The 12,584-nt window shown below is 63.9% G+C and carries 10 protein-coding genes; 8 read left to right on the top strand and 2 right to left on the bottom strand.

The genetic code is table 11. The features are described 5' to 3' along the window. On the bottom strand, positions 1-1,438 hold a 1,438-nt coding region (gene ispG / locus BN3659_RS09555; protein WP_091536513.1), incomplete at its 3' end, for a (E)-4-hydroxy-3-methylbut-2-enyl-diphosphate synthase. 365 nt (positions 1,439-1,803) lie between these two features. Here ispG and BN3659_RS09550 point away from each other — a divergent pair. The 6 genes from BN3659_RS09550 to BN3659_RS09525 all read left to right on the top strand — a co-directional run bounded on the left by BN3659_RS09550 (position 1,804) and on the right by BN3659_RS09525 (position 8,056). Then, complete coding sequence (locus tag BN3659_RS09550; protein ID WP_091536511.1) at positions 1,804-2,286, top strand: radical SAM-associated putative lipoprotein; 483 nt, start codon at positions 1,804-1,806, stop codon at positions 2,284-2,286. Positions 2,287-2,288: 2 nt separating this feature from the next. Further along, entirely contained in the window at positions 2,289-3,365 is a 1,077-nt protein-coding gene (locus tag BN3659_RS09545; RefSeq protein ID WP_171847744.1) for a TIGR04133 family radical SAM/SPASM protein, read from the top strand. 8 nt (positions 3,366-3,373) lie between these two features. After that, the gene (locus BN3659_RS09540) at positions 3,374-3,796 is read left to right on the top strand and encodes a radical SAM-associated putative lipoprotein (RefSeq protein WP_091536510.1); all 423 of its coding nucleotides are present in this window, start codon (positions 3,374-3,376) and stop codon (positions 3,794-3,796) included. Positions 3,797-4,131: 335 nt separating this feature from the next. After that, positions 4,132-6,243 carry an ATP-dependent DNA helicase RecG gene (gene recG / locus BN3659_RS09535; RefSeq protein ID WP_091536508.1) on the top strand — a complete coding sequence of 704 codons (2,112 nt, stop codon included), beginning with the start codon at positions 4,132-4,134 and terminating at the stop codon, positions 6,241-6,243. 44 nt (positions 6,244-6,287) lie between these two features. Further along, on the top strand, positions 6,288-7,085 hold the full coding sequence (locus tag BN3659_RS09530; RefSeq protein ID WP_091536507.1) for a DUF3108 domain-containing protein: 798 nt from the start codon (positions 6,288-6,290) through the stop codon (positions 7,083-7,085). Between the two features lie 35 nt (positions 7,086-7,120). Next, the gene (locus tag BN3659_RS09525) at positions 7,121-8,056 is read left to right on the top strand and encodes a hypothetical protein (RefSeq protein WP_091536505.1); all 936 of its coding nucleotides are present in this window, start codon (positions 7,121-7,123) and stop codon (positions 8,054-8,056) included. A 708-nt stretch (positions 8,057-8,764) separates the two neighbouring features. Here BN3659_RS09525 and BN3659_RS09520 read toward each other — a convergent pair. Further along, complete coding sequence (locus BN3659_RS09520) at positions 8,765-9,769, bottom strand: ROK family protein (RefSeq protein WP_091536504.1); 1,005 nt, start codon at positions 9,767-9,769, stop codon at positions 8,765-8,767. A 119-nt stretch (positions 9,770-9,888) separates the two neighbouring features. On the opposite strand from BN3659_RS09520, the gene BN3659_RS09515 reads away from it, so the two are divergent. Beyond that, the gene (locus BN3659_RS09515; RefSeq protein WP_091536502.1) at positions 9,889-10,860 is read left to right on the top strand and encodes a polyprenyl synthetase family protein; all 972 of its coding nucleotides are present in this window, start codon (positions 9,889-9,891) and stop codon (positions 10,858-10,860) included. An 87-nt stretch (positions 10,861-10,947) separates the two neighbouring features. Further along, on the top strand, positions 10,948-12,195 hold the full coding sequence (locus tag BN3659_RS09510; protein WP_091536501.1) for a peptidase U32 family protein: 1,248 nt from the start codon (positions 10,948-10,950) through the stop codon (positions 12,193-12,195). Positions 12,196-12,584 lie beyond the last annotated feature (389 nt).

Genomic DNA, 12,584 nt, shown 5'->3' with positions numbered 1-12,584 from the left:
GGCGGTCGAGCGCCTCCTCCTGCGGAATGTTGCGCTCGACGATCTCGCGGCCTTTGTACAGGGTAATGCGCCCGGAGGCAGCCCCCACGTATCCGTAGTCGGCATCGGCCATCTCGCCCGGACCGTTGACGATGCAGCCCATCACGCCGATGCGGAGGTTCCGCAGATGGGACGTGCGGGCCTCGATCCGCTCCAGCGTCCGCTCCAGATCGTAGAGCGTGCGGCCGCAACCCGGGCAGGCGATGTACTCGGTCCGCGACATCCGCGCCCGGGCCGCTTGCAGGATCGCCAGCTCGATCCGCTCGATCTCGGCCTCCGCAAGGCGGGGCGCCACGATGCGGATGCCGTCGGCCAGTCCATCGAGAAAGAGCAGTCCCAGATCGGCCGCCGCCTTCACGGCGACCGTCTCGGCCGAGGCGTCCTCGTAGCGGCGGCACACGGCCACCGGCTCGCGGTCGTCGAGGTCGAGGATCGCGGCGCGCAGCTCGGCCGTGGGGTTGGCCGACAGGGCTTCCAGCTCGCGGAATCCGGCCGGAAATTCGCGGTGGACGAGCGGGGTCTGCACGGTGCTGCGACGGCGGTATTCGGTCGGGGAGTAACGCTCCGGACGGCGCACTTCGAAGCGGCCTTCGCGGCTGCGGAAGTGGTCGGCGAGCAGTTGCGCCACGGGTATTTCGTTTTCGGGAGCTTCGGTGAGCGAGACGCGGATCGTGTCGCCGATGCCGTCGGCCAGCAGCGCCCCGATGCCCACGGCGCTCTTCACCCGTCCTTCGAGTCCGTTGCCGGCCTCCGTCACCCCAAGATGGATCGGGTAGTGCATCCCCTCGGCCTCCATCGTCTCCGCGAGCAGGCGGTAGGCGGCGACCATCACGCGCGTGTTGCTCGATTTCATCGAGACCACGACCTGATCGAAGCCGAGCCGGCGGCATTCGCGCAAATACTCCATCGCCGAGACCACCATTCCCTGCGGGGTGTCGCCCCACCGGTCGAAGACGCGCTTCGAGAGCGACCCGTGGTTCACGCCGATGCGGATCGCCGCGCCGCGGGCGCGGCACAGCTCCACGAGCGCCGCGAACTGTCCGCGGTCGTTGCGGTAGTTGCCCGGGTTGATGCGCACCTTGTCCGCGTACTGCGCCGCCACGGCCGCCGCCTCCGGCAGGAAGTGGATGTCGGCCACGAGCGCCGCGTCGCACCCCAGCTCGCGCACGCGGCGGGCGATGTGTCGCAGGTTCTCCGCTTCGCGCGGTCCCTGCGCCGTGAGGCGCACGATGCGGCCGCCCGCGCGGGCGATGCGCACGACCTGCGCCGCGCTGGCCTCCGTGTCGTTGGTGTCGGTGTTGGTCATCGACTGCACGGCCACGGGCCGGCCGCCGCCGATCACGACGCCGCCGATCCGCACCTCCGTGGTCGCACGGCGTCTGTATTGCGTCAAATCCATGAACAGATAGATCCGTTGTGTTTTCCTTGACGGGGCCGTTCCCGTTTCGTGTCGTCGTTTCCCCGTCCGCAGCCGGCGGAGGATGCGAGCGGGCCTTTGCGCGCCGAGCGGCCTTTCGCGGCGGTTGGCGGCGGGCCGCCATTTTGCGGGCCGCCCCCCCCCAAGAAAAATGCGCGTTCGTCGCAACGACTGCGAAACGGGATAAGTCCGTTTTCCCCCGCAAAGGTACGAATAAGTCGGGGGCAAAAGCAAATAAATTTGCGTTTTGCCGGCGGGAGCCCCCGCGAAGAAGCCAAAAAAACGAAAATACTTGGAAATCCCGAAAATTCCGTTTAACTTTGAAAACAAACGAAAACAGCCTAGCCATGAAACCGAAAATCCTGATTTTCCTGCTCGGCCTGACGGGCTTCGGCGCCTGCGGCGAAAAGGAGATACCGGTCGCATACGGAGTCCCCACGGCCCGTTTCACGATCAAAGGCACGGTTACGGATCCTGCGGGCAATCCCCTCGAAGGCATCCGCATCACGCCCGTCGAATATCGGATCCGTCAGGTCCCCACCGAATGGTTCATCCCCGACGTGGAGTACGTTCACGAACCGTTTTATGAACCCGAAGCGGTTTATACCGACGAAACGGGAGCCTACGCCATCCGCGACGACTGTTTCGACCGGATTCCCTTCCACGTAGTCTACCGCGCGGAGGATACGGACGGACCTGCGAACGGCGGCGAATTCGCACCTCGCGATGTCGACGTCGAAATCACCTCCGCCGACCGGACCGCACAGAACGGATGGGTATCCGAGTATGCGAAAGAGGCCGCACCCGTCGTACTGGAAAAAAAGGAATAATCATGACGCGCAAAATCGGACTCCGCCGGCGAATCGGACTGGAGCTGTACAGACGTTTCGAGGACGACCGCATCGCCCGCCACGAACTGCGTACGCTCTTCTGGGAATGCACGCTGCGCTGCAACCTCGCCTGCCGGCACTGCGGAAGCGACTGCCGCTCGGAGGCCGCTGCGGCGGATATGCCCGCCGCGGACTTCTTCCGTGTGCTCGATACGCAGATCACGCCCCATGTCGACACGCACGAGGTGCTCGTCATCCTCTCGGGCGGCGAGGTGCTCGTGCGCCGCGACCTCGAACGGATCGGACGCGAGCTCTACCGGCGCGAATATCCGTGGGGCATGGTTACGAACGGCATGGCGCTCGACGCCCGGCGCTTCGATGCGCTGCTGCGCTCGGGGCTCCATGCGATCACCGTCTCGCTCGACGGGTTCGCCGACGACCACCGCTACATCCGCGGCCACCCCGAGAGTTTCGAACGGGCCTCGGAAGCCGTGCGTCTGATCGCCCGCGACGGGTCGCTCGCATGGGACGTGGTTACGTGCGTAACGCGCCGCTCGCTGCCGCGTCTGGCCGAATTCAAGGAGTATCTCCATTCGCTCGGCGTCCGACAGTGGCGGTTGTTCACCGTCTTCCCCTCGGGGCGGGCGGCCTCCGACCCCGAACTGCAACTCTCGGCCGACGAATTCACCGCCCTGCTCGACTTCATCCGCGACACCCGCCGCGAGGGCCGCATCCGTGCCTCCTACGGCTGCGAAGGGTTTCTCGGCGGCTACGAAGGCGAGGTGCGCGACACGCCCTATCACTGCGCCGCCGGCGTCTCGACCGCTTCGATCCGCATCGACGGGGCCATCTCGGGCTGCACTTCGATCCGCGCCAACTTCGATCAGGGCAACATCTACCGCGACGACTTCTGGGACGTCTGGCAGCACCGCTTCGAGAAGTTCCGGGACCGCTCGTGGACCCGCAAGGAGCAGTGCGCCGACTGCGCCGTGTTCCGCTATTGCCGCGGCAACGGGATGCATCTCTACGACGAGAACGAACACCTCAAACTCTGCCATTACGCGCGAATCGTAAAATAATCCGACCTATGAAAAACCGAATCGTTCTGCTGCTGCTCTCGCTGCTGGGGCTTCCCGGCTGCGACAAAGAAAGCCCCGATGCATACGGATGCCCCTATTCGACGTACAGGATCGGCGGCCGCGTAACCGACACGGCGGGCAACCCCGTTCCGAACATCCTCGTCGAACGCTCCCCCGGCCACGACGGCATCCGCACGGACGCCGAGGGGGCGTATCTGCTCACGGGGCGGGATCACTGGTCCGCGGACTCGCTCCGCTTCTCCGATACGGACGGGGAGGCGAACGGCGGACGCTTCGTGCGCCGGGCCGTCGGAATCGATTGGCAAAAAGCCGTACAGACCGGCAAAGGCGACGGCGGCTGGTATCGGGGCGAATACTCGCTGACGGTCGATGCCGAGCTCGAAAAAGAGCCGGACGACCAGACGTCGTGAAATTCCGCCGGCACCGCCGTTCGGGAAGCGAGCGGGTGCCTCCGCGAGCTGCGCACTCCGTTACGGACGTTCTTCCGAGCCCTCAGCCGTTGCTTGGGACGGGGAAGACACCGCGGCCGGTCGGGTGTGTGCGGGAGGGGGCGATCCGGGCGTCGGACGCTGCGCCGGGAGGATGAGCGCCGACACCGGACGCACCTCTCGGGCGGGCGGTGTCGGCTCCCGGTCTGTCTCAGTCGCCGGAAGGGAGGCCGACGGCCGGTAGAAACGGGTGAATTATTCGGCGGTTTCCTCCGTAAACCCGCATGCGGATCGCGCGAAATCATTATCTTTGCGGCATGGACCGTTATCTGGACAGCGACATCAAGTTCGTGAGCGGCGTAGGCGAAATGCGGGCCCGGCTCCTCGAAAAGGAGCTCGGCATCCGCACGTTGGGCGACATGCTCGGCCACTATCCCTTCCGGTACGTCGACCGCACGAAGATCTACCGCATCTCGGAGATCGACGACACGGCGCCGACGCTCGTGCAGCTGCGCGCCCGCGTTACGGGGAGGGCCTATGCCGGCGAGGGGCGCAAACGGCGCCTCTCGGTCTTCGTCTCCGACCCCACGGGGTCGGCCGAGCTGGTCTGGTTCCAAGGGATCAAGTGGATCGAGAAACGGATCGAAGTGGGGCGCGAATACCTCGTCTTCGGCCGCCCGTCGTTCTACCGCAACGAACTCTCGTTCGTACATCCGGAGATCGAGACCATGGAACAGGCCCTCAGCCGCAAGGCCGAAAGCGGCATGCAGGGCATCTACTCTTCGACCGAACGGCTGTCGAGCGTACTCGGCGCCAAGGGCTTGTACCAGATCGTCTGCAATACGTGGGCGCTGGCCGCCGGCCGCATCGCGGAGCCGCTGCCCGACGCCTTGCGGGCGCAGTACGGGCTGCTCACGCTGCGCGACGCCCTCTACAACATCCACTTCCCGCAGTCGCCCGAGCTGCTGCGGCAGGCGCAGTACCGCCTGAAATTCGACGAACTGCTGGGCATTCAGCTCAACATCCAGACGCGCCGTGCGGCGCGTCTGGCCAAAAACAACGGCTTCCTCTTCCCGAAGGTCGGAGGCGTGTTCAACACGTTCTACAACGAAAAGCTCCCTTTCCCCCTCACCGGAGCGCAGAAACGGGTCATCAAAGAGATCCGGCAGGATACCGTAACGGGCTTCCAGATGAACCGCCTGTTGCAGGGCGACGTGGGCAGCGGCAAGACCCTCGTGGCGCTGATGTCGATGCTGCTGGCCGTGGACAACGGCTATCAGGCCTGCATGATGGCGCCGACCGAAATCCTCGCGCGCCAGCACTTCGCCACGATCGGCCGGATGCTCGAAGGCATGCCGGTGCGGGTCGCCGTGCTCACGGGCGCCTCGAACGCCCGCGAACGCAGGGCGGCGCTCGCGGGCATCGCCGACGGCTCGGTGGATATTCTGATCGGCACCCACGCGCTGATCGAAGACTGCGTGCGGTTCTCGAACCTCGGTTTCGTGGTGATCGACGAACAGCACCGCTTCGGCGTGGAGCAGCGGGCGAGGCTCTGGACCAAGAACGAGCAGCCGCCCCACATCCTCGTGATGACGGCCACGCCCATTCCCCGCACGCTGGCGATGACGCTCTACGGCGATCTGGACGTCTCGGTGATCGACGAGCTGCCCCCGGGACGCCGGCCGATCCGGACGGTGCATTACACCGACGCGGCGCGTCTGAGGCTGTTCGGCTTCATGCGGCAGCAGATCGCCAAGGGCCGGCAGGTCTACGTCGTCTACCCTCTGATCGAGGAGTCGGAGGCGACGGACTACAAGGACCTCACCGACGGCTACGAGGCCATCTCGCGCGACTTTCCGCTGCCGCAGTACGTTACGGCGGTCTGCCACGGCCGGATGAAACCCGCCGACAAGGAGGAGTCGATGAGGCAGTTCAAAAGCGGCGAGGCGCAGATTCTCGTGGCGACTTCGGTGATCGAGGTGGGGGTGGACGTCCCGAACGCCACGGTGATGGTGATCGAATCGGCCGAGCGCTTCGGCCTCTCGCAGCTCCACCAGCTGCGGGGCCGCGTGGGCCGCGGAGGCGAGCAGTCCTACTGCATCCTCATGTCGGGCGAGAAACTCTCGAAGGAGTCGCGCGCGCGGCTCGAAGCGATGTGCGAGACCAACGACGGCTTCCGCCTCGCCGAGCTCGACCTCAAGCTGCGGGGCGCGGGCGACATCAACGGGACGCAGCAGAGCGGCATGGCATTCGATTTGAAGATCGCAAACCCTACGCTCGACGTGCAAATCCTCACCCTGACGCGCGAAGCCGCCGCCGCTCTGCTCGGAGCGGACCCCGCCCTCGCCGCACCGGAACACGCGGGACTGCGCGAACTCCGCCGCCGCTATTCGCGCCGCGACGAGATCGATTTTTCGATGATTTCGTAATATCGGATGCACACGACACGTTAGAAATACAGAACGACCGGAATATGAAACGACTTTTATCTACCCTGATACCGCTCCTCGCGGCCTATGCGGCGGCCGCCCAGTTCTACCACCCGGGCGAAGTGCTCGAATACCGCGTGAGCTACAAGGCCAAGCTCTTCCCCAATACGGAGGTGGGCGCCGTGGTGGTCTCCACCTCGCAGGAGGACTACAACGGCCGGCCGGTCTACACGGTCGATGCCCACGGCCGCACGCTGCCCACCTACCGCTGGTTTTTCGATCTGGACGACCGCTACATCGTGCGTGCGGACACCGCCACGCTGCGCCCCGTGCGTTTCGAAGGCGATCTGAAAGAGGGAAGCTACACCTTCTGGAGCCACTACGACTACGATTGGGACAACTACGTGGCCGCGACCCGCTGGCAGAGCCGCAAGAACCCGCCGCAGGCCAAGCGCATACCTCTCGACGACGAGAGCCTCGACGCCATCTCGCTCTTTTTCCGGATGCGCAGCGCCGACCCCGACAGCTTCACTCCGGGCGAAGTGAGGACGTTGCAGATGGTCCTGCAAGACACCGTGCGCGACATCAAATACCGCTTCGAAGGCCGCGAGACGAAGAAAATACGCAATATGGGAAAATACCGTACCCTGCGTTTCGCCTGTCAGCTCGGCACCTCGGAGAACTTCTCGTTCACCGACGGCACCGAGTTCACGATCTGGATTTCGGACGACGAAAACAAAATCCCGCTCTATCTGGAGTCGCCCGTGCGCGTGGGAAGCGTGCAGGCGTACATTTCGGGCTACAAAGGGCTGAAATATCCCGTAACGAGCCTGATTAAATAAATTTTCCTATATTTGCAGAAAAACAAGCTCACGCCATGGAAGAGAACAGCAAAGGATACGCTCCCGAAGAGTACGGGGAGGACGATTACGGCCGGCGGCCCGATCCCGACAAGGCGATGCGGGGCTATCGCATCGTCATCATCATCCTCTCGGTGATCCTCGTGGCGCTTTCGGCACTCTATTACAGCATCCACCGCCAGCAGAAGATCGACAACGAGCTGTTGCGCGCCGACCGCGACTCGATCCAGAGCGATCTGGGCCGCGTGATGGACGAGTACGACAACCTGCGCATCAGCAACGACACGATCACCGCCAGCCTCCACCTCGAACGCCAGCGGGCCGATTCGCTCATGGACCGCCTGAAGAAGGAGCGGAACTGGAATCTCTCGAAAATCCGCGAATATCAGAGTCAGGTGAAACTGCTGCGTTCGATCGCCGAAGGCTATGTCCGCCAGATCGACTCGCTCAATACGCTCAACAAGAAACTCATCACCGAGAACATCTCCTACCGCAAGGAGATCTCTTCGGCCCAGATGCGTGCCGAAATGGCCGAAGAGAAGGCCGCCGAGCTGGACAACAAGGTGCGTGCGGGTTCGGTCATCAAAGCCCGCGACATCCGTCTCGTGCCGCTCAACGAAAAGAGCAAGGAGGTTACGCGCGTGAAGAACGCCGCGCGTCTGAGGACCGACTTCGTGCTGACGGCCAACGAACTGGCGACCCCGGGCAACCGGACCATCTACGTCCGCATCACCTCGCCCGACGGCTATGTGCTCGCCACGAGCGATCAGGCGACCTTCTCCTACGAGGGCGAGCGGCTGACCTACTCGGCTTCGCGCGACGTCGACTATCAGAACCAAGATCTGCCCGTAGGCATCTTCTACAACAACACGGGATTCACGGCCGGCACCTATGAGGTGCAGCTCTTCTGCGACGGGTTCCTGATCGGTTCGTCCGAGATCGTGCTCCGCTGACGGGCGGCGTGCGGCGGACGCTGCTTCGGGGGGGGGGCGTTCGGCAGGAAAAACGTTCCGTCGACTCGCGCTTCGCATCCGGTCCAATGCAGAGAGGGTCTTGTCTGACGATTTTTTCGACCTTTCGTGAACCGCCCGTTCGGGAAGACTTCCGGAACAGTACGAATAAAGGGGGGGCTGTCTAACAAGTTTTTTTGACCCTCCGAAAATTGCGTATTCGGAAAAGTTCCCGAAAAGCGGTGCGAATGAAAAAGGGGCGTCTACAACGTGTTAGACAGCCCCTTCTTTTGTGTCTGTCGTTCTTGCCCCCATGCGGCGGAGTACGCGCCTCGCCCGATGCGACGGTTGCCGCTGGCGCTGCGGAGCGGCCGTTGCTGCAAAACGGGACGGAACCCATAGCAAAAGACCGCTCCTCGCCCCCCCCGGAAAACCTGCCCGAAAATACGCACACCCTGAACATGGGGAGCATGAAAAGCGATCTCCGCACGTCAGCCTCATCCGGAGTGCCCATCCGACAATCCGCTTCGTGAACGAGGCGGATGAAAGAAGGCCGTGTACGCCCCGGCCCCCCCCGAAACATCTGCCCGTAAATTGCGCTCCCTGAAAACGGAATGAATGAAAAGAGGCTGTCCGCGACTTGTCGGACAGCCTCTTTCGCCGCTCACCCCGCGGCATCCGCACGCTCGGGACCGGAGCGCATGCGCCGCGCTATTTTCCCAAATTCTGCCAGATGAGCGCCGAGGAGCCGAGAATCGCGGCGTTCTTGCCCTGAATGCCGCTGGGGAGCAGCTTCACTTTATTCTTGAATACGGCCATCATGTTCTCCTCCATGTACCATTGCGTAGGATCGAAAAGCAGTTTTCCCGCTTTTGCGAGTCCGCCGAAGAGAAAAACCGCTTCGGGAGAGGTGATCGTAACCACGTCCGCGAGCGCACGGCCGAGCATCTCGCCCGTATAGCGGAATGCCTCCGCGGCGATGGGATCGCCCTGCTTGGCGGCCGCGGAGATCATCGACGCATCGAAATCCTCGAAAGCCGTCTCGCGCATCTTGCTCGGGATGTTCATCTTGGACATGAGCTCGAATACGGTGCGCTTGATGCCCGTCGCCGAGACATAGGTCTCCAGACAGCCGTAGCGGCCGCAGCCGCACTGGCGGCCGCCCCGCTCGACGATCACATGGCCCAGTTCGCCTGCGAAGCCGTCGTTGCCGTAGATCATTTCGCCGTTGGCGACGAAACCCGAGCCGAGACCCGTCCCGAGCGTAATCATGATGAAGTCCTTCATGCCCTTGGCGTTGCCGAAGACCATCTCTCCGATCGTGGCGGCATTGGCGTCGTTGGTCATCAGGATCTTCACGCCCGGGAAGCATTCGCCGATGTCCTTCGCCAGCGGAAAGATCCGACGGCTGTCGTCGGGGTTGCTCTCCTTGGGCGAGAAGCGCCACAGGTTGACCGGAGCTTCGATCGTCCCCTTATGGTAGTTGGCGTTCGGAGCGCCGATGCCGATGCCCACCAGCTCGTATTCGAACGAGAGGCTGTCGGCCATGGCATGCATCGCCACGCACAGGTCCTTCACATAGTCGGTATAATCCTCGAAATTCGGGTATTTCTTGGTTGAAATGACCGATTCGGCATATAGATCGCCGTTCTCGTCGACCACGCCGAAAGCCGTGTTGATACCTCCGATATCTACACCGATTGCGAGTTTTTTCATAGACAGGATTCTTGGTTTGGTTAAAAATCTTTCGGTAAAGTTAGGGATAAATTCGCATCCTACAAAGTTTTTCCGTAATTTTGGGACCGTTAAACCGCATAAATAAGACACTTGACCGTATGTTAGACAACGAACGTCTGCTCTCGTCGATCGAGAACTATCTGGCCCAGCGGGAACTGCCCTCCGAACCCGAGCGGCTCTATGCGCCGATCGGCTACTCGCTCGCAGGCGGCGGCAAACGCCTGCGGCCCATGCTGCTGATGCTCGCCTGCGGCATCTTCACCGACGACACGGCGCCGGCCATGCCCGCGGCTGCGGCCGTCGAGGTGTTCCACAACTTCACGCTGCTGCACGACGACATCATGGACAATGCCGCGCTGCGCCGCGGCAAACCCTCCGTGCATGCCAAGTGGGGCCGCAACGTGGCGATCCTCTCGGGCGACGCGATGCTCATCTGCGCCTACCGGCTGCTCGCGGAGGTCCCGGCGCCCGTGCTTCCCCGCATACTCTCGACTTTCAACGACATGGCCATCGGCGTGTGCGAAGGGCAGCAGTACGACATGGACTTCGAGGAGCGGCAAAAGGTTACGGTGGTGGAGTACATGCGCATGATCGAACTGAAGACCTCGGTGCTTCTGGGCGGCGCCGTTACGATCGGTGCGATCCTCGGCGGCGCGGGCGGCGCCGACTGCCGCACGCTCCGGCGGTTCGCCGTGGAGCTGGGGCTGGCGTTCCAGCTGCAGGACGATCTGCTGGACAGCTACGGAGACGAACGGCTGGGCAAGCCCATCGGAGGCGATATCCTCGAAGGCAAGAAGAGCTACCTGACGATCACGGCCATGAGCCGCGCGACGGAGGAGGACCGCGACATCCTGCGCTCGGCCTACAAGGACCCGGCGCTGAGCGATGCACAGAAGATCGCGGCCGTGAAGGCCGTGTACGACAAATACGACATCCCGCGCCTCGTCGAACAGCAAATATCCCTCAAGTTCGAACGGGCGCTGGGACTTCTGGATACGCTGGACGTCGAGCGCCGACGCACGGAGCGGATGCGCGAATACGCCGCGGGACTGATGGGCCGGACGAAATAAGTCTCCCGCGGCGCCTCTCCGGTCGGGCGGCGGTAACCGCCGCGATCGGGCCGGAGAGGCGGAGCACACGGAATGAACCGACGCGATATGAAACGCAGCGACATAGAGATCATGGCTCCCGTGGGGAGCTACGAAGCCCTCGCGGCCGCGATCGACGCGGGCGCCGACGCCGTCTATTTCGGCATCGGAGCGCTCAACATGCGGGCCCGCTCGGCCGCCAACTTCACGCCGGACGACCTCGCCGCGATCGTCCGCACGGCCCGCGCCCGCGGCGTGAAGACCTATCTGACGGTCAACACGATCGTCTACGACGACGAGATGGATACGCTCCGCGACACCGTCCGCCGCGCACGCGCCGAGGGGATCGACGCGGTGATCGCCTCGGACATGGCGGCGATCCTCTGCGCCCGCCGCGCGGGAGTGGAGGTCCACATATCGACCCAATGCAACATTTCGAACGTCGAGGCTCTGAAATTCTACGCGCAGTGGGCCGATGTGGCGGTGCTTGCGCGCGAGCTGTCGCTCGATCAGATCGCCCGCATCCGCCGCGCGATCGACGAAGAGGACATCCGCGGCCCGAAGGGCGAACGGGTGAAGATCGAGATGTTCGCCCACGGAGCGCTCTGCATGTCCATCTCGGGCAAGTGCTACCTCTCGCTCCATGAGACGGGCTGCTCGGCCAACCGCGGTTCGTGCCGCCAGCTCTGCCGCCGCAGGTACACCGTCGCGGACAAGGAGACGGGCGCGGCGCTCGACATCGACGGACAGTACGTGCTCTCGCCCAAGGACCTCTGTACGGTCGATTTCCTCGACCGCTTCCTCGATGCGGGGGTGAGCGTGCTGAAGATCGAAGGACGTGCGCGCGGCGCGGAATACGTGAAGCGGACGGTCGCATGCTACGACAAGGCGCTGCGGGCCCTCGAAGCCGGCACCTATACGCCCGCATACGCCGCCGCTCTCAAGCAGGAGCTGGCGACGGTCTTCAACCGCGGATTCTGGGAGGGCTACTATGCCGGACGCCCTACCGTCGAACACAGCGCCCGCTACGGCTCGTCGGCCACACGGCGCAAGGTCTATGTCGGCAAGGTCGTCAACTTCTACAAGAAACTCTCGGTGGCGGAGGTGCTCGTCGAGGCGGCTCCGCTGGCCGTGGGCGACGAGGTTTTCTTCACGGGGCCCACTACGGGCGTCGCCGAGCAGCGGGTCGAAGCGCTGCACGCGGGCGAGGACGGACATCCGGCCGCCCGGGCCGTGCAGGGCGAGCTGTGCGCCGTCCGCACGCCCGGCCTGATCCGGCGCGGCGACAAACTCTACAAGATGGAAAAGGCGGAATAAGACGGCGGCGCCGAACGCCGGGATGCGGGCCGGCGATCCGGCATTTCGGCCGCGGACGCATCCGCCCGCGGCGGACCGGAGGACATGCTGCCCGGAGGAATGCAGGTCGCGGCCTCATGCGCGGCTGTTCCGAAACAGCAGGGGCGTAGGCTGCATCTGCCGTGCTGCGGTCGCTCCGACGGCCCGTTTTTTTGGAGAGGGGAGGGCATCGCCGGCGATGCCGACGGTTCGCCGCCGCACGAGACGGACGATGTTCCGCACGAAACACGGGCCGTGCGGGCTGCCGGCGATGAATCGCGCGGGGTATGCCGAAACAGGCGGGGTGCGGGTGAACCGCACCTGAAAATACGCCGCATTGATTTCGTCCGCCAGCAGCATTCGGAGCCCTG

It is taken from the genome of Alistipes sp. CHKCI003, assembly GCF_900021155.1.
Classification (GTDB): Bacteria; Bacteroidota; Bacteroidia; order Bacteroidales; family Rikenellaceae; genus Alistipes; species Alistipes excrementavium.
Note: the sequence above shows the minus strand (reverse complement) of the source record. Positions and strands in the feature narration are given on the sequence as shown.